The sequence below is a fragment of the Deltaproteobacteria bacterium genome, assembly GCA_026388545.1.
GTDB lineage: Bacteria > Desulfobacterota > Syntrophia > Syntrophales > UBA2185 > JAPLJS01.
The window spans coordinates 1-21,766 of the sequence record JAPLJS010000087.1 but is presented as its reverse complement, the minus strand read 5'-3'; the positions used below and the strand labels follow the sequence as shown (position 1 = coordinate 21,766).

The window sequence follows — 21,766 nt, the reverse complement described above, 5'->3', positions numbered from 1 at the left end:
GAATCAAACAATAAATTATCCTTCTGTAACTGGTAGGAGTTGTCAAGCCGTAACCCCAGCCACCGCACAGTTTAGTCGTTCAGTATTTCTGTCGATTATCTTCAGTTACTCAAACCACCCCATGCCGTTTGTTTGTAGGTGGAAGTCAGTCAAGGCTCAATTCAACAGATTATCAACTCAAAAGTACGCATGAACCGGATGAACCTTAAATAAACTGTTATGGCGTCCCGGAATACCGCACGTTGTCCTTATTTTCCCGTTTTATGCAATTTGTAAATACATTTGACAATTTGTATAAAATTCTGTAGTGTGACATTATGATTGATCGTATTGCTGAACACACCATCCGGACCCTGCTGCGTGGATTCCCGGTCGTTACCCTGACAGGACCTCGTCAGTCGGGCAAGACTACCCTCTCCAAGGTACTTTTCAGCGATCGCCCCTATGCCTCACTGGAAGACCCTGACCTGCGTCAAGCCGCACAGGAGGACCCCCGCTCCTTTCTGGGGCGCTTCCCTGATGGCGCCGTGCTCGACGAGGTGCAACGCTGTCCGGATCTCCTTTCGTACCTCCAAACGATTGTTGACGCCGATGGCCGGATGGGGCTCTATATCCTGACCGGCTCCCAGCAGTTCGGTCTGATGTCGGGGATAACCCAATCCTTGGCCGGCCGGACCGCCTTTGTTGAACTCCTCCCCTTTTCAATCCCGGAACTTGCTCATGCAGGCAAGCTGCCAACCGCTGCCGATACAATGCTGCTGACCGGCTGCTATCCGCCTCTCTACGACCGGGAGCTGCCTCCTTCCTCCTGGTTTGGCGCCTACGTTACTGCGTACGTCGAACGGGACGTCCGGCAACTGCTTAAGATTCAGGAATTGGAAACGTTCCAGCGCTTCGTGCGGCTCTGCGCGGGGCGGACTGGGCAGTTACTCAACTTATCCTCGCTGGCCACGGAATGCGGCATTACCCACAATACGGCCAAGTCCTGGATATCGGTGCTCGAAGCAAGTTATCTCGTTTTTCTCCTACGTCCGCACCACGCCAGTTTCAATAAGCGGCTTGTAAAAATGCCGAAACTTTATTTCTACGACGCTGGACTCGTCTCCTGGCTTTTGGGGATTAGAACGCAGGAACAGATGGAAACCCATCCGTTACGGGGCAATATCTTTGAGACATTTATCATTTCAGAACTGATAAAATCACGACTCAACCGGGGAGAACGACCTGCCGTCTCTTTCTGGCGGGACAGCAACGGCAATGAGGTCGATCTTATTGTCGAACAGGGAACAAAGTTGATGCCGATCGAGATCAAGTCAGGCAAGACCCTGACTCGGGATTCATTTGCCGGACTGGAGAAATGGTGCGTCCTTGCCGGTAGTGTAGTAATGATGCCCTCACTGATCTATGGAGGGAGCGAAGCATACCAACACAAGGGGGTAAGTGTGCTGGGCTGGCAGATGAGCGGAGAGCTTCTTTAGAGATTGATTGAAAAGAGTATGTGATCAATCTGCAAGAAGGGTCTGAATCAATGATGAGATACGATCCTCCAGAGTCTTCAGTGCATCTTCCTGTTGCGAAACAAACTTGAGGAGATCAGTTTCCGATATCTGCGGGAACAGGAGAAGAAACAGGGGACATATGCCGAGAATCATCGCCAGGGCGACTCTTTTTCCCCATACATCACTGGGCGGAATGGGTGCTATCCCACCGCCGAACAGTGTATGAGTTTTCACAGGAGCTTCTCCGGTTGGACGGTAAGATTCTGCGATTTGAGCTTTTCTGGATTCGGAAAACATTTTTTCTATGGCAAAAAGCCATTCAGTCATTGTTCCCCCATCAGATAGTCTTTGTGCTACACATTCAGGATCGAGACCACGTTGCAAACAGATATGAAACAACGGGAGGACGTGTGTTCCAACCTTCTTGCCCAGAGCCGTCCATCCTGTATGGTCAAGAAGAAGCAACCCTTCTTTAACAATTGACCCTTCTCCCTGTGTGGCGTCTTGCCGGATGAACTCCACATGCGTCATGCATGGGGCGGGACAGTGATAGCAGGCCATGTTCTTTTTCCTCAGTTTCCTCAGGTGCTTCCCCGCTGCCTTCCCCCCATCCAGCTTTGTTAGAATGGAAGTAAATCCTCTGTGGCTGAAATATTTCTCGGTTGAAATCCTTGTTATTAGCTCCTTCCCCTGGTCCGGATTATCCGTCCCGAACGAGAGCCCTCCGATCCCGTTAAACAAAATCGCTTTGAAATTTTTTGCGGCCATCCGTGATGCCAGTCCTGCCTTGCCGAGACTGCCTTGTGCCCCGACTGAAGCGCTTGCCTGAAGGATTCCATGGTCAGCAGCGGGACCCGTTACAATAGCAGACTGGAAAGGGAGGAAATCCCTCTTCAATGTCCTGGTTATATCCTGGATGGGAAGCTTCCGGAGATTCCCTGCGGGGAAAATCTGAACAGTGCCGTGATCAACATACAGTAATGAGAGCTCCGATGCGGCTCCTTTTACAACCAGGAAATCAATGCCGGAAAACTTCATGTCCGGTCCGGTTCTCAGCATGAACGGAACGTGGCAGATTTTCTCGAAGAGGGGAGAATAGAATGTTGCGACCAGAAGGGATGAAGCGGGGGCAAAACTTCCTGTAAGGGGACCCACACCGAATACTAAAGGGTCATCCTGATATTGATGAAAGAGAGAGCGGTTCAATGTCGCCCCGCCGATGTAGCTCGAAATCTGATCCGCCTCCAGAGGGACGATTACGGCAGACGATGCGGATAAATCGACCACGCCGATTCTCATATTGAAAAATTGCTGGAAGAGATTCATGTTCTGTCTTCTCCCGGCACCGCCTTCTGCCATCGGAATCTGATCTTTGCCGCATCATAGGGGCATCGATCAATGCACCTCATACACATGATACACTCGGTCATGGGAATTTTTGGCGATATTCCCTCCCGTAACTGATCCGCTTCAATAATATCTACGGGACAGACCTCCGCGCACTGAATACAGGAGAATTTCTTACACCTCTTCGCCCCGATGACAATTTTGATCAGGCGTAATGTTGCCGTAATCCCCAGTAGAGCTCCCACAGGGCAGAAATACCGGCACCATGATCTCCTCTGTGCAATCTCAAGGCTTGCCAGGGCGGGGACGATCGCCAGCTCCGCGCTCTTGAAGAAGGACTGTACCCCGTAGGAGCGGCAGAGGGTTCCGATGGGGCAGATAGTGCAGAAAGCCTGGAAACCCAGAGCATAGCTCCCCCCAACGGCGCCTGCCAATACACCATACTTTGTCATCCTGCTCTTGAGGAAGGAGGGCCAACCGAGTTTCTTCGGAGTTATCTTATCGACGAGATCCAGGACAAAACCAAAGGGACAGATCCACCCGCAGAAAAGTCTCCCCGCTAGAATGGTCAGAATGAGCAGTGCTAATGCCGATGAAGCACCAACCAGTATGATAGTTCCCGACGATGCGATATTCTGAAGGGTCCCCGTAGGACAGGCAAAACTGACGCTTCCCGTCTTAAAGTAGCAGAAAGTGCCGATAAAGACGATGACCAAAAGCAAAAAGGAAACAAGCTGAATAGTCCAGCGCAGTCCCTTAATCCATCGGAAGGATTTTCCCCGTGTAAAGGTCAGAGCTTTTTCAGGGCAGTGCCTGACACACAGGGGGTCGCCTTCGCAGAGGTCGCATTTATGTATTTCCTGATTGCCCGGGTCTTTAAGAGGAGCAGCTGCCGGGCATGCCATGGTACAAAGACCGCACTCCGTGCAGAACAGTTTATTGATGCGTACAATGCCGTCATTGCCTTTTTCTATGGCCCTTGTAGGACAGGCGGGAAGACAGAGCGGTTTTCGGCAATGCTGGCAGAGTATGGTGAAGTTTTTACCCAGCTTTTCGTCCGTGACAACCTTCACGCTGGCGGACGCGGGGGCCACTTTTTCTGTGTTCCTCATGGAACAGATCATCTCACAGGTGCCGCAGCCGGTGCATTTATCGGGATCAAAAAGGACAAAGGAATGACGTGGCGGCATAAAGTAACCGGAAAAAGTTCTCTTCTCCACAGGACGAGGTCGCAGATCGTCAAGATTGAGAGAAAAATCCTGTTCGTCTGATGGTTCCTGCATGGTCACCTGTTCACTCATCTATGCATTTCTCTGAAGGTAAATCTCCCGCCGACATGGCGGACAGATATCAAGCACCCCAAACACATTCGGGGGTTCTTCCTTTAACCTGCCGTACACGAAGTTCTCCACGGGAACGGCCACAAAAGCCCTGCCGCAGCACTTACAGGTCTTTGCATTTTCCAAAAGGTTCTCATCGAGGGCTGCTTCCCTGAGTTTTCTGATCAGATCCCTGCAGCTTACGCCCTGGGGGCATATATCGGTACCGGCGTTACATTCCGTGCAATACCAGATGTTTTTATCCTCAACGACAGGATTGCCGACCAGCGTCTTTTTTATGATGCCTCGCGGCGACATCTCGATGGAAAAATTTGTATACATCTCGGCCATGGGACAGGCGGCAACACACCTGCCGCACTCCACGCAGCCATCGGCGCCGGAAAATTTCTTCGCTTCGGCAATTTTATCTTGCCTGTTCTTCATACGGTTCCTTTTCCACCTTTACAGCACACACTTTGAATTCCGGTATCTTGGAGATAGGGTCCAGAACGGGATTCGTCAGGATATTGGCCCTCGCTTCCGTAAAGTGGAAGGGTGCAAAAATACATCCCCTGGCAACCCTTTCCGTAATTCTGGCAGCGGTGACAATACTCCCTCGCCTGCTGGTTATCCTGATTCTGTCGCCTTCTCTTATGCCTGCCTGCATCGCATCTTCGGGATTGATCTCCGCATAAGGCCCTTCCAATTCTCTGTTGAGAAAGGGGGAACGGCGCGTCATCGTTCCGGTATGATAATGGGCAAACATCCTCCCTGTGTTGAGATAATACGGATACTCCTCATCCGGTTTTTCATAGGGCGGTGTGTATTGCGGCACAACAAACAACCCCTTGCCCCGGGTAAATTTGTGCTCGTGGAGAAACTGTGTTCCCGGATGGCCCGGATCGGGACATGGCCACTGCAGGCCTGCCCGCTCCAGTCTGTCAAAGCGAACACCTCCATAGGCGGGTACCAGCGAAGCGACTTCCTCCATTACCTCACCCGGATGGTTGTATGGGAAATCGAGCCCCAGGGCATTGGCAAGGAGACAGAGAATCTCAAAATCTCCCCTTGCCTCACCCGGAGGATCAACCACATGTCTTAAAAGCTGGAACCGTCTTTCCGTGTTTGTGTATGTTCCCGTTTTTTCCGCAAAACATGACGCAGGTAAAACCAGATGGGCAAATTTTGCGGTCTCCGTCAGGAAGATGTCCTGGACGATCAGAAAATCCAGTTTATTCAGCGATTCCAGCACGTGGTTGACATCGGGATCGCTCAATGCGGGGTTTTCCGCCATCATGTAAATCGCCCGGATCTCCTTCCCGGCAGAGCCGATCATTTCCGTTACGGTCAATCCCGGCTTGCCGGAAAGCTCTTTTCCCCAGGCCTTCTGAAATTTTTCCTGAACGGCCGGATCACTGACGCTTTGGTATCCCGGATAGACATTCGGCAGTCCCCCCATATCGCAGGCGCCCTGAACATTGTTCTGACCGCGGAGGGGATAGACACCGGAATATGTCTTGCCGATTTTGCCGCAGAGCATGGCGAGATCACAGACGGCATGGACATTCGCCGTTCCGCAGGCGTGCTGGGTAATTCCCATGCAATAGACGATAGCGGCATCCTTGGCCTTTGCATAGACCTCCGCAACTTTTCTGATTTGCCCCTCGTCAATACCGCATTCTCCCGCAGCCCGTTCCAACGGCCAGGATTGGAGGAAGTTTTTAAGTTCCTCAAATCCATCCATCCTTTCCCGAATGAATTCCGTATCTTGCAGTTTCGCATCGATGATGTGCCTCATCATGCCGCATAAGAGGGGAATATCCGTCCCGGGATTGATGGCCAGATGCATATTCGCATTCTGAGCAACCGCTGTCGCACGGGGATCGACGACAATCAGCTTTCCGCCACGATCCGCCGCTTTATAGATTTCGCCCATGATGATGGGGTGGCTTTCCGCCGCATTGGAACCGATTATCAGAATACACCCGGCTCCCGCCAGATCGGAGATGGAGTTTGTCATTGCCCCGCTGCCCGTTGTCTGGGCCATACCCGCGGCAGTGGGAGCGTGACAGAGGCGTGCGCAGTGATCGACATTATTGGTCTTGAATGCCATCCGGATTATCTTCTGGAAGAGGTAGTTCTCCTCATTGGTACACTTGGCGGAACACAGCCCGCCGACGGCATCCCCACCGTAACGTCCGGCAATGCTCTTCAGTTTCTCAGCCGCCAGGGGTATGGCTTCATCCCATGAGATCTCCTCAAACCGGTCTCCAATTCTTACGAGGGGAGTTTTCAATCGGTCGGGGTGATGAATGAATTCGTGAGCAAACCAGCCCTTGATGCAGAGGGCGCCGCGGCTCACAGGGTGTTCCCTGTCCGGGTAGGTTCCGACAACCCTTCCATCCTCGACCTTCATGAGCAGGCCGCAGCCGGTTCCGCAATAGGGACAGATAGTTCTGATAAACTCAGGATTCATTGTCTTTTCCCAAAGTGTTAACCCAGTCCGGTAGTATTTGGTCCGTTGCGGGCTCTTTGTACAAATCGTAAAGGATGGGTGATCTCTTTTCAGTATCGAGCCCTGCCTCGTAACCATAGGTTTTACGGAGCGCCTCTCGCATGGATAGCTGCAGGGCGAGAAGCGGGATATTGACCGGACAGGCGTCCTGGCAGGCCCCGCAGGCCACACAGGTGTCCGACAGATGAAACGCCCGGATCAGGTGATACGCCATCATCTCCGCCGGGATCACCCCTGTTTCGACCCAGACTTCATCCTCCAGTTTGCAGGGTATGCAGACACAGATGGGGCAGGAATTCCGGCATCCATAACACTTGATACACCTCTTGAGAAGGTTTGCCCATTTTTCCATTCTTGCCGGGCCGTCTCCGACAAGCAATTCCCGTACGATATCATCCTGGAACGGATCGACCCCGGCCACGGATTCTCCGGCATCCAGCTTTTCCGGGTATGGCCGCTGACAGAGACAGGCCGACGCCTGTTCGCCGCTGCAGGCAATCCCGATGGTGAGCAGCCGATCCTTCTCAATCTGGTTTCTTTTTACCAGTTCCGTCAGTGCCCTTTCATCGCAGCCCCTCGAAATAACTGCCAGCCTGTAACCTTCCGGGGAAGACCGTAAAATAGTCATTGCCATTTTTGCCAGAAGCCACTTGGGTTCTATGACAAGAGCATCTGCCTGTCCGGGATTTTCGAAGATATAGGGCTGGATAATATCCCATTTGCCCTTTATCAAGCCGAGGACTCCGTCGGCCTGCTTTTCCGTCAGAACGGATCTCGCTATGTTTTTTACGTTGTCCAACATGTCATCAATTTTTCAATTTCACCATATTGGCGGAAACATCCACGAGCTTGTGGAAGGCAATGACTGCAATTCTTCAAAGAATGTTTTGACGACCTCTGTGTACTGATAATCTTCATGGGACGTTCCGAAGCTGATCAACAGTCTCTTTCCTCCGATACCGGTGGCATCCAGAAGTGTTTTCAGGAGTTCCAGGCGTTTCAATGCCGCATGGTTCGCATGATTAAACCGGCACCCCCCAAGATGGCAGCCCATCACCGCCACCCCGCTGATTCCGCTTGCTAATGCCCGGATGAGGGCATCCGGTTCGACCAGCGCTGCGCACTCCACCGGGATGACCCGGAACTGTGCGGGAAGTTGCATTCTCTTTTTTCCCGCACCATCAGCCCCGATCAGACCGCACCACTTGCATGCAAAAATCAGCATCTTTGGACGATCATTGTGTGTATTAAAAGTCATATAGTACGCTCATTCCCCGAACGCCCGTTTAATCATCGCCCCTACCACCCGGTAATGGTGTTCCGGCAATTGAACTGTCCCGTTGGGGCAGACGGACACACAGTTGCCACAGGCTTTGCAACGCATCTTGTTTACTCTACTGATGGATTTTCTTCCCATCTTCTGGAGACGGCACGCATCAAAGGGACAGACGGCTACACAATTCCCGCACCCAGTGCATGACTCGGCATTGACGGAAGCATGGCCGAATTTCTCCCCGGGAACGCGGCTTAAGGACAATGCCGAAACGGTTTCCCTCCCTAAAAGAGACGCGGCTTTAACAGCAGCGCCTTCTCCCTGCATCATTGCCTGATCGGATGATACGGGCCATCTGGCGGAGCCGCAGATAAAAACACCGTCCATCCGTGTTTCCAGAGGATGGAGAGGATAGATTTCCGAGAAGAAGCCGTAACGGTCCAGTTGCAAACCGAACATTTCGGCCAGATTTACGTTATCGTCATTGGGAACAAGAGGCGTACTGAGGACCACCAGACCGGTATCGAGCTTCCTCTTCATCCCATTGATGATATCGAAAACCTCCACAGCCTCCACATGTTCATTTCCCATGATTTCAGGGGGATCTGTCTCTTCAAACCGGATAAACTGCACCCCTTTCGCAAGGGCCTTTCTGTAATAAGCTTCCAAAACACTGCCGGGCGTCATAATATCGCGATGGAGGATAAATACCTGGGCGGACGGATTTTCATCCCTGATCCTCATGGCATTTTTTAAACTCGATGGACAGCATATGGTCGCACAATAAGGCCGGTCATGATTCCTCGCACCGACACACTGAATAAATACGGCTGTATTGATCTGAACAGAATTCTTGATGAATTGCCTTTCCAACTCCATCTGGGTGATCACATGTTTCAGCTTTCCATATCGGTAAAGGTCGTAGGGAAGCAAAACTCTCGCACCAGTCGCCAAAATGACGGCTCCTACCCTGAACCTTATTTCTCCTGCAGGTGCAGAGATGCGTACCTTGAAATCACCCGCGAAACCCCTGACAGACAGGATCTTTGCTTTCGGATAAAATGAAATGAGAGGTGATTTTTCTACGTCCTCAGAATATTTCTTTATTTTATCCCGGGAATTTTCGTCCAATGGATACGTGCGGGAGATCAGATTGAGCATACCTCCGGGGCTGGACCCTCTTTCCAGCAGGTGCACCTTGAAGCCTAATCGCGCCAGGGACCAGGCGGCAGACAGCCCGGCGGGCCCGGCGCCGACAATCATGGCCTCAGGACACACCTTTATCGTTACGTCATCTGAAACCTGCCTGTAATGAAGGGCTTCGATCTCCATCCGGATCAGGTTCCATGCCTTCTGGGTTGCCATTCCCGGATTATCTGTGTGAATCCAGGCACATGCCTCTCTCATGTCAACCATGCCGATATCTGAGCGATTGATCCCTTCATGGGTCAAACCGTCAACGATCGTACTTCCTCTCCCCAGGAAAGAACAGCCGCCAATCAATACCTTCTCTGCACCGCACTCCTGGATTCGGGAGGCTGCTTTTTTAATGTCATCTGCCAGACAAAGGGAGTCGATAATGGAGGAAAAAACGATGGAGTGGTCTTTCTCCAAATTTTTCTGCAATGAATCGAGATCGATCACACGGTCGATTTCTCCGAAACATCTGCATAAGAAAACGGCAATCCCCGGCATTTTCTACCCGTCCCTGTTTGCAAGAAGTGCTTTGATGGCGGCTGAAGACGCCTGGATGACGGATTCCGCCACATCCGCCGGTTCCATGGAAAATCCGCAGGCAAACCGGGAAATATCATCGGCTCCCGGATTGACAAAACCATCTCCTGTGAGTGCAGGTAAATGATATTTTTCATTATCTGTCGCGGTCAGGGAAGATCTGATGTTGCCATTTAAGACCACCATATCGAATTTCCAGATTTCCCGTTTCTGGGTCATGGTGTTTTCAAACTTTACCGCGATTCCGTCACTGCCGGGCAGAGGATAAATCAGAGAAGGTCTCCCCCGTATGAGTCTTACTCGGCTTCCGCTAAAATCCCGAAGGGAGTATTCATAATAATCACGTCCCACTGTACGCAGATCGGTATAAAAAACAACGCAATGAATCTCCGGGCTTCTCCTTTTCACCCATTGGGCCTGCTTGAGGGCATGCATGCAGCAGACCGCCGAACAATACGAAAGCATCCTCTGATCCCTTGCGCCTGCACATTGGATGAAGGCAATGTTGCGGGGAATTGACCGATTTGATTTTTTTATAATGCCCCCTTTATTGATTCCTGCTTCTGCTGTCCATTCCTCAAACTCCAGTGATGTCATGATGTCCGGATGGGTTCCGAAACCGAATTCCGGAAGCGGTGTCAAATCAACTTCCGTAAAACCGGAGGCCCATATAACATGATCAACCATGAGTTCAAACGTTTCGTCTGTCCTTTGAAAATCGATGGCGGCAGTCGGGCATATTTTCACACATCTGTCGCACTTATTACAGACATCCTGATTAATCCGGTAAAAAGGAGGATAGATATGCTCTCCCATGGAATGAATAGCATCGAGAGGACATTCTCTTGGACACTTCCCGCAGAAAACGCACAGGCTTTCATCAATGACAGGAACTTTTCTCACCATGATCGCACAAAGGTGGTCTTCAATGCTCTTGAGCTCTTTGACCTCGGTGCACGTATGGACCGTGACCAAAGGATGTTCCTTCAATCGTTTGATGTCCGTCCACAACGGACAAAATGCACAGTGATCCGTAGGATAGAGTTTGTCCAGTTTCGCAACCTGGCCGCCTAAGTAACGGCTTCTTTCGACCAGATGTACGGCGTGACCGGTACCGGCCAGGTCAAGAGCCGCGCCGATTCCCGCAACACCACCACCAATAACCAGCCCAGGAAATGTGTCCCTGCCTTTCATCTACTCTTCTTCCTCTTCCTTAATGATACCGTAGGATCTCCCCAGTTTTTTAATTCTTTCCGCAAACCACGTTTTGAAATCCGCTTCACTATGTTGCCTTCCTGTTTCATCCTCAAGACGCAGCGCAAGCCGTTGATCGGGTGGCAAAAACCTTTTTACTTTATCGTAATATACCACAATGGATTTTGGATTCGTCGGGCATCTCCTCTCACAGGCATTACAGCCCGTGCATGGATCGTCCAGGACAACGGGATAGATTTCGTTTTCAAGCTTGATGGCGTCATACCGACAGGCATCGTAACAGATTTCGCACTTGCTCTGGCCGGACCAGGTAAGGCATGTATTGCGGTTGATCACCGCGTTGCCGATTTTGATATCGTCTCTTGAAATTCTCTTGATAGCTCCCGTAGGGCACGTCCGGATGCATGCCATACAGAAGATGCATTTTTTCCAATTGAGCACCGGTGTCCCGAAATTGGGGATGCCGCCGCTGATGCCTGCCGGAATCAGGGCATCCGTAGGACAGACGTCTATGCACTGGTAGCACCGTGTGCAGTACTTAAGAAATTCCGGTTCGATGAGGGCGCCCGGCGGACGTGGAAGAGCCTTGGCGCCACTGACCTTAAAAAATGTAAAGATCAGAGTGGAAACGGCGCCACTGATAAGAAGATGGAGCGCATCCCTTCTAGAAACCCTCATGGGAGATGATTCCCTTTATGATTCAAAAAATTACAATTCAATCCTCTATGTTTAAGGATGGGGTGTATATCTTTTTCTAATGGAATTCCAATGTCATTGACTTAAGAATATTATCTCTTTCAAGTCCCCCTTTTTAAAGGGGGATTCAGGGGGATTTTAATTGATTCCGTAAAAATCTCCCCCAACCCCTCTTTAGAAAAGAGGGGGGGTCAAAGTGCTTAAGTCAATGACATTGAATGGAATTTTATAAAATACGGGGTAAAAAATCAAGGGCGGGTGAAGTTCACCCGCCCTCGTTTCAGCATGGTATTCTATAATTTGTATTCTTTTCTGGCCGCTGCGACATCATCAATGAGATATTCAAGACGGAGATTCTTCAGTGTCGCCTCAGTCGGGACTCCTTTCTCGTCCCAGCCGACAAAACTGTAAAATTCATCCTGCATCTTCTTGGTATCTTCGGAAGTAAACACGTTCCCTTTCTTGGGACCGGCAGGAAGCTTTTCCGTCATGAAACGCTTCGGCAGGCTGTCATCCTTACGGCTGATGCCTTCCCTCACGTTGAAGACCCGCTCCATGGTGAGGATGCGCTTCCCGGTCGTCCAGTAATCATCCTCCGTCATGTTCCATCCGCAGAGGGGATTCAGCATGCCGACGGTGATCTTCGCGTTTTCGCCACCCCAGAGAAGGCCGCTGGCGAAGGAACAGAGAGAAAGGGAATTCAGCATCGCAAAGATGACAAGAGCTCTTGTAGAGGCGCCCTCATGATGGTCCCCTCCGCAGGATCCCAGGCAGTAGCTGTAGGCCCTGGCCTTGTCGCCCCGAGGGTCATGGGCCGCAAGTTCCTTGCCCTTCACGTTGGCGGCATAGAATTCGGCCCCTTTACCGATCTCGCCAGCCATCTTCTTGACGCCTTTGGCAAGGAGTTTGCCCGCTTTGCCTTCCTTAAGAGAAATTTTCCGGATGAGTTCCATGTAGGTTTCCCCATCGCCCCACTTGGGTTTCAGGCCGTCGAGGTCCGCAGGCTTCAGTATGCCTTTCTCTACAAGCTCCGTCGTGAATCCGAGGACGCCCCCTGTAGAGATGTTATCGATCCCGTAGGCGTCGCAGGCCTCGATCATGGCGAGTTCCGTATTGAGATCCGTCATGCCGAGGTTGCTTCCCAAAAGTCCGCCGGACTCGTATTCCGGGCCTTCGGCGATCAGTCCCTTGTATTTTCCGTCACGGATAACGCCCAGCTTCAGGCAGTGGATGGGGCAGTGGTTGCAGGCCACGTGCCGCTTCCAGAATTTCCTGCCCGCTTCTTCTCCGCCGATCTTTACAATATCGGGATACCAGGTCGTCTGGAAGTTCTTTGTGATGAGGGACCCGGTGAAGAAGTTATTCTGCTCAAGGAGACCCGCCGTTCCCCATCGCTTGATGCCCTGCCAGGCTTCTTTTTCCACGGCAAGTTTCTTGGCGTAATTGGCCATATCCATGAACTTCGCATTGTCAACCACCGGCACGGCTTTGGTGCCCCTGACGGCAAGGCCTTTCAGCTTCTTGTTCCCCATCAGCATGCCGGTACCGCTTCTCGCGGCGGCGCGGAATCGCTCCACAATGACGCAGGAGAAGGGAACCTGGTTCTCGCCCGCGGGGCCAATTACGGCGGTCCTCGCGTAAGGGTCCTTCATCTCCTTCATGATCATTTCATGACTTTCTTCTGTCGTCTTGCCCCATAACTTCGCGGCATCCTTGAACTCCACCCTGTCGTCCACGATGGAGAGCCACACGGGCTTCTTCGATCTTCCCTTGATGTAGATGCCGTCCCAGCCCGCCCATTTAATCTCGTTGCCTAAATGGGCGCCTGTCTCCGCATGGGAGATGAGTCCTGTATAGGGGCTCATATGGGCAATGCTGCACCGGGTGGAAACGCAGTAGGTCCCGTTGAGCGGTCCCGGACCGATAAACATGAAAGCATCCTCGGCCAGCGGGTCTTTATGGGCCTTATACTCGGTGGTCGCGAAATATGCCCCCAGACCGTTTCCGCCGATGGCTTTCTGATAGATTTCATCGGGAACTTCACGAGGTTTATATGTCTGTTTACTTAAATCAATCTCCAATACTTTTCCAAAGCATCCGCCTTTTGGTATTGTCATGGTCATCACCTCCTCGCCTTTTTGGTCTTAGCAGTTTTAACGGGGGTGACCCTTTTTCCGTCAATATTGGGATAGAACGTGAGGCCCATTAAATCCGCGCCCGCTTGATCGGGTGTCACAGACCTGTATGCCATATTAACGCCGAAACCCAGCTTGTTTGCTACGAGACAGGGTCCCTGGGGATTGCCGGATTGTTCTGAGCAGGCTTTTACACAGGCAGGCTCACCAGCGCACATATCACAAATGAGAGGCTGACCCGTATCGGGATTCACATTGACATACTGCGCCGGACAGGCCTCCTGGCATTTCAGACACTTTCTGCCCAGACAGATCTTTTCGTTCAGGATAATGCCATTGTGTTTTGGATCTGCCTGTATCGCTTTAGGAGTGGTGGGACAGGCTTCAATGCATGGGGCGTCGTTACAGTGCCAGCATAGCACGGGAACGTCGATAGAGTCTTTGTATTTCAGCACATGAATTCTGGAGACAGAAGGCCTGACGACACCGGTATGATAAACAGAACAGGCATATTCGCAGGCCCGGCATCCGGTACAATTCTGACGTTCGGCAAACAGATACTTCATCAGATCCTTCTTCGGTGCTTCCGGTGGCTTGGCCTGCGCATGGGCCGCCTTGGAAGCCAGACCCCCGATCGTGGCCACGGCGAAGGCACTGCCCGCCGCCACTGCCGTCCCTCTCAAAAAGCCGCGTCGGGTAGTTTCTTTCTGGAGTAGATCAGGTAATTTCTTTTCTTTATCTTCCATAGTAAAACCTCCAATTTGATGATTCGCGTTAAGGTTTACAAAAGAACCGCCTTACGATTTACACCTCCTTTCAGTCAATGCACCGATATTTCATATATTTTTCTTGTCCTAATCTGTTATCATCCAGAGGAACTATTTCATTTTACTTGTGTACACATAGTCATTTCCTTTTTGGGCGACATGACATTTGATACACTCATCCACCTTTCCTTCCACCTCAATCCTTCCATCAGGCTTATACTGTGCCCAGAACCAGTCTCCACCCTGTGGGTTGTAGCCCTTTACCTTATACATGACAGAGATAAACTTCAGCTTTTTGTTTTTCGAATAGTTGTCCTGTGAGATTATTGCCCCATCGGGGAATTTTCCCTTCTTTCCGGTGATGGCCTTCAAAGCCGGTTCATTGACATAGGTAGTGAGGAACGCGCCGTGAGGTTCAGGTCCGGCATACATTGCCGTTGTTCCCGGCCACATTTTCCACTTGTTCGCATAACCTTCTTTCTTCAAGTAATCCCATACAGCAGCCCCGGTTGCAGCAATCGCCTTGCCGCCGGCCTTTGCCTTTTCTTTCTTGGCCTGCGCAAAGATTATTCCTGAGAAAACAAGACTTACAACTACACAGAAAATAAGAATTAAAACCTTTTTATTCATACATTAGCCTCCAATAAGTTTCTTACGTTGGTGAGAAGAGAACGCGATGGCTTTAAACTGCGGTATCTTTCGCGAAACTGGTGCGATAGAAATAGGTGAACATGCATCTGCATACTGAATTCCCGTTGGTGGCCTCATTTTTAATAAGGTTTAATAAGGTTCCTGCAGTGTACATTAGATAAAAAATTTATCCGGTCAACACTGAATTGTCAATCTTTTTTTGTGAAATTAGATAATGATTTCTGTACCTTATGTCAAATATGACATAAGGTAGATGTTGTAAGATCCCGTGACAGCACGTGAATACAATTTTGTTAGGGTGATTAACTCCTTGCTTTCATGAAATATGAGAGAAAAACGTAGACATCCGGAATGCGCATGCTTGACGAAATGCTTGATATTGATCCTCCATGCGTGTTATTTGACGAACTCGTAAAAGGTCTGTCATTCCCGCGTAGAGACTGTGTCGTAATGTCATTGCGAAGGAGTGAAACGACTGAAGCAATCTCATAAGCCATGGACAACATAGAGATTGCCACGCTCACTTCGTTCACTCGCAATGACAAATGTGAATTATGACACAGTCTCGCAGGCGGGAATGACAAAGATTGTGCATTTTTCAAAGGTTTCACTCTCATTTGTGTGATGCGACAGGAATATGGATATTCTGGGCAAGGAGACGGATTATGAAGAGAAGAACAATTTTATCAATCATCGTTGCTCTGATGATTGCTGCCTCAACCTTCGCTGTCGGTGTGGAATCTGCGGACAAATCCTTCATGAGCCCTGCCATGGGAACAGCATTCGTACTGATCCCTCCAGGAACGTTCATGATGGGAGATGAGCAGGGTTTATCTCAGCACCAGGTGACGATCAGCAAACCTTTTTACATGCAGGCAACTGAGGTTACACAGGGACAGTGGCAGAAGGTCATGGGAAGCAATCCCTCCTCTTTTAAAAACTGCGGCGATGACTGCCCTGTGGAAAATGTTTCCTGGATTGATGCCCAGGAATTTATCGGGAAGCTCAATCAAATGGAGGGGACAGACAAGTATCGCCTCCCCACTGAAGCGGAATGGGAGTACGCCTGCCGGGCGGGTTCCACAATGAAATACTCGTTTGGTAGTAGTGAAGGTGAACTTGGAGACTATGCCTGGTATGATATAAATTCAGCCTCCCGGACACATCCTGTGGCAAAGAAGAAGCCTAACACATGGGGTCTCCATGACATGTACGGCAATGTCTGGGAGTGGTGTCAGGACGGGTTCGATGATTATCCTTCAGGTAAAGTGACGGACCCGAGAGGGTTGCCTGCCGGACAACACCGTGTATTGCGGGGAGGCTCATGGCTCGACAACGCGGGAATCCTGCGGTCTGCCTTTCGCGGCCAGGAATATCCGGTCGTCCGTTCACACGACATCGGTTTTCGTCTCGTCAGGGCTTTCTAATCACATATTCCTTTACGGATTTACCCGTTATAGAGCGGCCTAACATTGCAACCTGCAAAAGAATGTTGAGCCTAGCCTGATAAAAATAAACCCTTGCCGCATTTCAACTCAATTTTTTAAACATAGTCTTATCGACGCCGCATAATGGGCACCTCCAACTGTCAGGTAGTTCCTTAAAGGACTTTCCGGCGGGGATACCTTCTGAAGGATCTCCCTTCTCGGGATCATAAATATAACCACAGATTTCGCAGATATATTTAGATTGATCATTGATGTCTTTTTCTGATTGCGCTTTTACTTTCTGAGGAAAGCCTAAAAGGATGAAAGAAAAAAGTCCCCCAAAAATCAAAGTTGATGTCTTTATGAATTGGCGGCGGTTCATTGTATCCCATATTATTTTCATGGCATTACCTCCTGTAGCCTGACATGAGAAAATTGATGGAAAAGACTCTACAAAAGCCAGAATCACTGGCCGATCATTTCTTTCGCTTGCCCCACCACTTCCCTGTATTTTATATGAATCATATTTCGATCGTATTCCCACATGTCGTTAAGCATAGTGTTCATTTCATCCTTGGTGAAATAACCTAAAGAGGGGATGAAAAAATGTTTGTCTTCAAGTTCAATGTGCTTTCTATACAATATGGTCAGTGTTTCCATGTAGTTAATGATATCATTGCCGGCATCTGCATTGCCTTTTACATACTTCTTGTTGGCTTCTGCCAGCTTCGCCATCAATTTTCTCGCCTGAACGTGATCGTCGATCAGGATGTCCAGCATTTTCTTGTGGTCTGCTGAAAGGTTCTTTTTGGCTAATGCAGCAAAAAGGGTATCCTCTTCTTTTCCATGATGCGTCTTATCCCCGTATGTTCTGAAAAAATCAAGCACAACGTCAACGAAGGCAGGATTTACTTTTTTATCTCCCCGGATAGAGGTCACATAATCCTCCATTACACCAGCCATACGCTCAATGAGACGATGTTCGATCATGAGGGGAGCAATAGGTTTCATCGGTTATACAATGTCACCGACTTAAGCACTTTGACCCCCCTCTTTTCTAAAGAGGGGTTGGGGGAGATTTTACGGAATGCAATTAAAATCCCCCTGAATCCCCCTTTACAAAGGGGGACTTGAAAGAGATAATATTCTTAAGTCAATGACATTGAAATATTATATTTAAATAGTTAACATCATTTTATCAACTACGTTGCATACGGCGAATGAGGACAATTGCAAAAATGGCACTGAGGAACATGATAAGAGCCATCGCGCTATAAGAAGACATGCCCTGAGATTGAAAGAATCCAACAGCAAGACTGCTCAGGGCAGAACTACTGAGTTGGACGAACCCAAGCAGTGCGGAAGCGGCTCCTGCCTGTGCGACATAACAACCCAAAGCCTCTTTTGTGGCGATGGGAAAGATGATACCAAAACCGACGATAAAAAGGAAGGTGGTTCCCAAAACCGTTGCAGCCGTGACGAGCCCCCTGGGCATGCACAACATCCCCAGAGCGCCCACCAACATGAGGATTCCCCCTATATACAATATCCGGTGGAACCATCGACTATGAGTAAGACGTCCGACACCGAGATTGCCTATGATAAAGCCCGTCGCGATTACCAGTGTAATCAGACCATAGAGTGAAGGGCTCAGATGAAAATCATGGATGAAAATAAAGGGCGAGGCAGTGTAGTAAGCGCCCAAACCTCCAAAGCATGCACCGAGAGTGAGAATATACCCCATGTAAACCCGATTTCCTAGGAATTCTCGATAGGTTTTAAAGACAGAAACCAGTGTGATACGACGGAAGGCGGGATGGGGAAGTGTTTCTGACAGCAAAGAGAAATTCAGCAACCAGATCAATGCATTAAAAATAAGAAGCGACCAGAAAATCCATCGCCATTGCAGATGCTCCGTGATAATACCGCCTATGAAGGGCGCTACTGCAGGGGTTATTGAGATAGCCGCTCCCAGCCATCCCATAAGAATCACTGTGTGGTCCTTGGGAGAGGCGTCCTGGATCATGGCCTTCCCCACCACGGGTGCCACACCGGCGCCAAAGGCCTGAATGATCCTTCCGGCTAACAGCATCGTGATATCAGTGGCGACAGCACAAAGCAGGGTGCCCACGGCATACACCTCCAAGCCACGGAGAATCATGAAACGCCTGCCAAGGGCGTCCGAGAAAGGACCTGCAAAAAGGTTGAAAAAGGCGAATCCTGCGAAATATACGGTGAGTGTCATCGCCATCCACGAGGGAGAGATGCTCAGATCATAACCGATCACAGGTAATGCCGGCAGGTAAAGACTTACCCCTAATTGCCCTACTGCTATGGCGGCAGCTATCAGAAAGACAAATCTGCCGTTGCCGACGGGTGCAGACATATTCTATCGGAACCCCTTCATCGATACTGTATGTTCCTTGGTGTCACCTATCGCCGATCCCACTTGCCGTATCGGTTCGCACTTGCGCGAAGCGTTGCGGGGACTGAGTGTGTTGCTGCGAGCCATGTCATTTCATCGCAGAATACCATCGTATCCTGCCGGTCATCCAGTTCGGAATCCCGATCCTATCCTTCCCGGCATCGTAATAGTATGAACTCCCCCTGTAAGGATCGAACACCTGTATAAGCGGGAACTCCACCACCTTCGTGTTCTGAAGCGTTATTCCATTTATCACCGCTGTGTTCTTTACAATCTCCCAGCAGGCAGCCGCATTTACCATCGAAACGAATATTTTGCAGTTTCTCGGTGGAATCTCCCCGCTTCGCACCTTCTGCAGCGTTTCCGGATAGAGCTTCTCGGTTCTGCCCGGGAACATGTAGATTCTCATGTACTTCGGCAGGAGCGTCTTGTAGTCGATTTCCCGTGCGTCACTATTCTCCGTCCCAAACCCTGCAACTCTTTCGAGTGAGACGCCCCCCTCGTGGGTGAACGTGCTGACGACCCAGCAGTTTGAGGTGCCCGGACCGACCACCATCCTCTTCCGTAACCGGTTGCATACCCTGGCAATCAGAAAATTTGCCTCGAAGTCCGTTGTTCCCAGCGCCACAATGTCCACGTCAGCAATAGTTTCCTCCAGCCACCTCTCGTCGTTCCGGGTAACCTTCCGGCAGTGCGCAGTCACTATGCATTCCGGGTTGACCTTCCGGAGATACTCCTTCCAAGCATCCACCTTTTTCTTTCCTATGTCCTCTGGAGTGAAGGGGAGGCGGTTCAGATTCGTTGCGTCGACTACGTCAAAATCGACGACGGTAAAGTGCTGATATCCCACCCTGACCAGAAAATCGAGCACCGCACCATTTCCCCCCGCACCCACCACGAGTATTCGCATTTTTCCTATTGCCCGAATCAGTTCTTCCGTAAAATTGAGAATACCCTGCTGCCGATTGACGATATGCTCCCACATTGTACCGTAACTCTCCCACCAATATGTTTTTATGTTATTATTTTCGGTTCATCCGGTTCATGCGTACTTTTGAGTTGATAATCTGTTGAGTTGAGCCTTGACTGACTTACATCTACCTCATTGGTTTCGATAAGAAATTATTGTAATGATTACCGATAGAAGCACTGTATGCTTCATTTAATTCCATACTTATGAAATTATATAGCAGGCTATACAAAAAATTATATAATGTTAAGTAATTCTAATGCAATTTGATCCGTCTGATCCGCAATTTGGTTCATAGCACCCACAAATGCGTTCTCCAACGAACTACTTGAAATAGCTGTAGGTTTGTCTTCAGAATATCCCTTCAGGTTCTTTTGATATATAATTTTGTTAATATTATTATCGATAACGGATAATGTTAGAGAGACTTGGATAAATATAGTACCTGGCCCTGAATAATTAGCCGTTACTTCCACAATTCTCACTCTAACAGCATAGGGTGAAGTTCCTTCCCTTATACCTCTGGAAGCAAATGTATTTTTGATTATAGCTTCCGTCAAATTTGACATATCCCCTTTAAGTGAGACGTTAGCGGTTTTCATCATCATTAAGTTCCTTCTACTGCCAAGATGATCTTTAGCGGGGCGAAGATCAACAAATTTTTCATATTGGACCATTTTTTTTGCTTTAAAAGAATCACGTGGATATACAATTCTTGATTCAATCGAGTCGATATCAACCTGTTGGGGAATGAATACGCAGTTTGTTAATGCAAAAGTTAAGATTATCATGAGGTAAATATGATTAATTTTCTGTATATGCCAATCTTTATGATCACACATAACTACACCTCCGCATTAAGGTTTTAGAACATGTATTCGCAAACTTCATTTACAGTTTTTTTAAACTATCACGATTTACATTAGAAATCTAATATGAAACAGGAAACAAGATAGATGAGGCTTATAGGAAGGCTTCAATAAAAAAGCCGCCTTAAGATTTTTCAAGAGCGATCATCCGGCCAATCGCTGTCTGCATCTACAACTGAACAAATTTGCCAAGGTATTATAGTTAATGATTGTCTTTCCATGGAACGAATATAAGTCTTTCTGGACATTTTAAAATGGATTTCAGCTCTATCATGGATGAACGCTTCTCTAACATTTCGGCCATGTCTTTAATTTTCCCACTATCGTACATATTCGGTCTCCCGAAAGTGATAAAGTCTATCTTTAAATCCCTCAAAATCGGTAGAAATAATTCCATATATGGTTTTATGGGACACCCACCGGCATAGAAGAGTAGTAGGTCGTAATTATTACTCCCCAGTATTTGCGGAACTGTGTCACGCCATATTTCAGACACCTTCTTTTTATTGTTTTCAGCCTTTAAATCGTATGGACTTATAATATTATGCGGATTAACCATACCGTGGGCTGTCGTAAGAATAACAAATCTACATTTTAAATTACAGGCAGCATTTCTTACTGATCCAACCCACTTTGCACCCGGAAAAAAGTAAGCTGCCTCTCCTTTTCCTTGTACTTGCGCTTTAGGACTTGCGTCAGCAGAGCATAGAACGATTCTGGTTCTTTGATAAGGACCTATGTATCTTTTGTCCATATGTTCCTCCTTTGCCGATCTTTCCTTATACTGATCTTCTACAGTTGCCAAAAAATAGTTTTGCGATTACGGACAGATAGATATCCTGAAAAAGTTCTTGGCACCACATTTTGCTCTTTGACAAGAGGTCAAACAAGTCATGATATCTCCCGGATTGTTGGGGGCATGGC

The 21,766-nt window shown here is 49.1% G+C and carries 20 protein-coding genes; 2 read left to right on the top strand and 18 right to left on the bottom strand.

Annotated elements, in window-relative coordinates; translation table 11 throughout:
• Positions 1-317 precede the first annotated feature (317 nt).
• Complete coding sequence (locus NTW12_10680) at positions 318-1,478, top strand: ATP-binding protein (protein ID MCX5846800.1); 1,161 nt, start codon at positions 318-320, stop codon at positions 1,476-1,478.
• A 24-nt stretch (positions 1,479-1,502) separates the two neighbouring features.
• Here the strand turns inward: NTW12_10680 and NTW12_10675 are convergent, their stop codons facing one another.
• The 12 genes from NTW12_10675 to NTW12_10620 all read right to left on the bottom strand — a co-directional run bounded on the left by NTW12_10675 (position 1,503) and on the right by NTW12_10620 (position 15,130).
• Positions 1,503-2,858: a hypothetical protein gene (locus NTW12_10675; GenBank protein MCX5846799.1), complete on the bottom strand. Its 1,356-nt coding sequence runs from the start codon at positions 2,856-2,858 to the stop codon at positions 1,503-1,505.
• Positions 2,822-4,147 (bottom strand): 4Fe-4S binding protein, encoded by a 1,326-nt coding sequence (locus NTW12_10670; GenBank protein ID MCX5846798.1) that lies wholly within the window; start codon positions 4,145-4,147, stop codon positions 2,822-2,824. The genes NTW12_10675 and NTW12_10670 overlap by 37 nt, the downstream gene beginning before the upstream one ends.
• Positions 4,148-4,609 carry a 4Fe-4S dicluster domain-containing protein gene (locus NTW12_10665; GenBank protein MCX5846797.1) on the bottom strand — a complete coding sequence of 154 codons (462 nt, stop codon included), beginning with the start codon at positions 4,607-4,609 and terminating at the stop codon, positions 4,148-4,150.
• A complete protein-coding gene (fdhF, locus tag NTW12_10660; protein MCX5846796.1) occupies positions 4,590-6,641 on the bottom strand; it encodes a formate dehydrogenase subunit alpha in 2,052 nt (683 codons plus the stop codon). Before fdhF ends, NTW12_10665 begins: the two co-directional genes overlap by 20 nt.
• The gene (locus NTW12_10655; protein MCX5846795.1) at positions 6,631-7,482 is read right to left on the bottom strand and encodes a 4Fe-4S binding protein; all 852 of its coding nucleotides are present in this window, start codon (positions 7,480-7,482) and stop codon (positions 6,631-6,633) included. Before NTW12_10655 ends, fdhF begins: the two co-directional genes overlap by 11 nt.
• A gap of 18 nt (positions 7,483-7,500) precedes the next feature.
• On the bottom strand, positions 7,501-7,938 hold the full coding sequence (locus NTW12_10650; protein MCX5846794.1) for a hydrogenase iron-sulfur subunit: 438 nt from the start codon (positions 7,936-7,938) through the stop codon (positions 7,501-7,503).
• 9 nt (positions 7,939-7,947) lie between these two features.
• Complete coding sequence (locus NTW12_10645) at positions 7,948-9,648, bottom strand: FAD-dependent oxidoreductase (GenBank protein MCX5846793.1); 1,701 nt, start codon at positions 9,646-9,648, stop codon at positions 7,948-7,950.
• 3 nt (positions 9,649-9,651) lie between these two features.
• Positions 9,652-10,881 carry a 4Fe-4S binding protein gene (locus NTW12_10640; protein MCX5846792.1) on the bottom strand — a complete coding sequence of 410 codons (1,230 nt, stop codon included), beginning with the start codon at positions 10,879-10,881 and terminating at the stop codon, positions 9,652-9,654.
• Positions 10,882-11,580: a 4Fe-4S dicluster domain-containing protein gene (locus NTW12_10635; GenBank protein ID MCX5846791.1), complete on the bottom strand. Its 699-nt coding sequence runs from the start codon at positions 11,578-11,580 to the stop codon at positions 10,882-10,884.
• Between the two features lie 311 nt (positions 11,581-11,891).
• Positions 11,892-13,715 (bottom strand): aldehyde ferredoxin oxidoreductase family protein, encoded by a 1,824-nt coding sequence (locus tag NTW12_10630; GenBank protein MCX5846790.1) that lies wholly within the window; start codon positions 13,713-13,715, stop codon positions 11,892-11,894.
• Positions 13,716-13,720: 5 nt separating this feature from the next.
• Positions 13,721-14,479 (bottom strand): hypothetical protein, encoded by a 759-nt coding sequence (locus tag NTW12_10625; GenBank protein ID MCX5846789.1) that lies wholly within the window; start codon positions 14,477-14,479, stop codon positions 13,721-13,723.
• Positions 14,480-14,611: 132 nt separating this feature from the next.
• Positions 14,612-15,130, bottom strand: coding sequence for a cytochrome P460 family protein (locus tag NTW12_10620; protein ID MCX5846788.1), 519 nt, complete (start codon positions 15,128-15,130; stop codon positions 14,612-14,614).
• 686 nt (positions 15,131-15,816) lie between these two features.
• Here NTW12_10620 and NTW12_10615 point away from each other — a divergent pair.
• Positions 15,817-16,578, top strand: coding sequence for a formylglycine-generating enzyme family protein (locus tag NTW12_10615; GenBank protein ID MCX5846787.1), 762 nt, complete (start codon positions 15,817-15,819; stop codon positions 16,576-16,578).
• A gap of 103 nt (positions 16,579-16,681) precedes the next feature.
• Here NTW12_10615 and NTW12_10610 read toward each other — a convergent pair whose 3' ends face one another.
• The 6 genes from NTW12_10610 to NTW12_10585 form a co-directional block, all read right to left on the bottom strand.
• A complete protein-coding gene (locus NTW12_10610; protein ID MCX5846786.1) occupies positions 16,682-16,852 on the bottom strand; it encodes a rubredoxin in 171 nt (56 codons plus the stop codon).
• 191 nt (positions 16,853-17,043) lie between these two features.
• Positions 17,044-17,589, bottom strand: a complete 546-nt coding sequence (locus NTW12_10605; GenBank protein ID MCX5846785.1) for a hemerythrin domain-containing protein — start codon at positions 17,587-17,589, stop codon at positions 17,044-17,046.
• A 187-nt stretch (positions 17,590-17,776) separates the two neighbouring features.
• A complete protein-coding gene (locus tag NTW12_10600) occupies positions 17,777-18,964 on the bottom strand; it encodes a multidrug effflux MFS transporter (GenBank protein MCX5846784.1) in 1,188 nt (395 codons plus the stop codon).
• A 127-nt stretch (positions 18,965-19,091) separates the two neighbouring features.
• Positions 19,092-19,988, bottom strand: a complete 897-nt coding sequence (locus NTW12_10595) for a ThiF family adenylyltransferase (protein ID MCX5846783.1) — start codon at positions 19,986-19,988, stop codon at positions 19,092-19,094.
• 221 nt (positions 19,989-20,209) lie between these two features.
• On the bottom strand, positions 20,210-20,815 hold the full coding sequence (locus tag NTW12_10590; protein MCX5846782.1) for a hypothetical protein: 606 nt from the start codon (positions 20,813-20,815) through the stop codon (positions 20,210-20,212).
• A 229-nt stretch (positions 20,816-21,044) separates the two neighbouring features.
• Positions 21,045-21,596 (bottom strand): hypothetical protein, encoded by a 552-nt coding sequence (locus NTW12_10585; protein MCX5846781.1) that lies wholly within the window; start codon positions 21,594-21,596, stop codon positions 21,045-21,047.
• Positions 21,597-21,766 lie beyond the last annotated feature (170 nt).

Excerpts from the sequence above, each read along its gene's own strand:
- NTW12_10680 (MCX5846800.1), top strand. The coding sequence starts at position 318 with ATGATTGATCGTATTGCTGAACACACCATCCGGACCCTGCTGCGTGGA.
- NTW12_10675 (MCX5846799.1), bottom strand. The coding sequence starts at position 2,858 with ATGGCAGAAGGCGGTGCCGGGAGAAGACAGAACATGAATCTCTTCCAG.
- NTW12_10670 (MCX5846798.1), bottom strand. The coding sequence starts at position 4,147 with ATGAGTGAACAGGTGACCATGCAGGAACCATCAGACGAACAGGATTTT.
- NTW12_10665 (MCX5846797.1), bottom strand. The coding sequence starts at position 4,609 with ATGAAGAACAGGCAAGATAAAATTGCCGAAGCGAAGAAATTTTCCGGC.
- fdhF (MCX5846796.1), bottom strand. The coding sequence starts at position 6,641 with ATGAATCCTGAGTTTATCAGAACTATCTGTCCCTATTGCGGAACCGGC.
- NTW12_10655 (MCX5846795.1), bottom strand. The coding sequence starts at position 7,482 with ATGTTGGACAACGTAAAAAACATAGCGAGATCCGTTCTGACGGAAAAG.
- NTW12_10650 (MCX5846794.1), bottom strand. The coding sequence starts at position 7,938 with ATGACTTTTAATACACACAATGATCGTCCAAAGATGCTGATTTTTGCA.
- NTW12_10645 (MCX5846793.1), bottom strand. The coding sequence starts at position 9,648 with ATGCCGGGGATTGCCGTTTTCTTATGCAGATGTTTCGGAGAAATCGAC.
- NTW12_10640 (MCX5846792.1), bottom strand. The coding sequence starts at position 10,881 with ATGAAAGGCAGGGACACATTTCCTGGGCTGGTTATTGGTGGTGGTGTT.
- NTW12_10635 (MCX5846791.1), bottom strand. The coding sequence starts at position 11,580 with ATGAGGGTTTCTAGAAGGGATGCGCTCCATCTTCTTATCAGTGGCGCC.
- NTW12_10630 (MCX5846790.1), bottom strand. The coding sequence starts at position 13,715 with ATGACAATACCAAAAGGCGGATGCTTTGGAAAAGTATTGGAGATTGAT.
- NTW12_10625 (MCX5846789.1), bottom strand. The coding sequence starts at position 14,479 with ATGGAAGATAAAGAAAAGAAATTACCTGATCTACTCCAGAAAGAAACT.
- NTW12_10620 (MCX5846788.1), bottom strand. The coding sequence starts at position 15,130 with ATGAATAAAAAGGTTTTAATTCTTATTTTCTGTGTAGTTGTAAGTCTT.
- NTW12_10615 (MCX5846787.1), top strand. The coding sequence starts at position 15,817 with ATGAAGAGAAGAACAATTTTATCAATCATCGTTGCTCTGATGATTGCT.
- NTW12_10605 (MCX5846785.1), bottom strand. The coding sequence starts at position 17,589 with ATGAAACCTATTGCTCCCCTCATGATCGAACATCGTCTCATTGAGCGT.
- NTW12_10600 (MCX5846784.1), bottom strand. The coding sequence starts at position 18,964 with ATGTCTGCACCCGTCGGCAACGGCAGATTTGTCTTTCTGATAGCTGCC.
- NTW12_10595 (MCX5846783.1), bottom strand. The coding sequence starts at position 19,988 with ATGTGGGAGCATATCGTCAATCGGCAGCAGGGTATTCTCAATTTTACG.
- NTW12_10590 (MCX5846782.1), bottom strand. The coding sequence starts at position 20,815 with ATGTGTGATCATAAAGATTGGCATATACAGAAAATTAATCATATTTAC.
- NTW12_10585 (MCX5846781.1), bottom strand. The coding sequence starts at position 21,596 with ATGGACAAAAGATACATAGGTCCTTATCAAAGAACCAGAATCGTTCTA.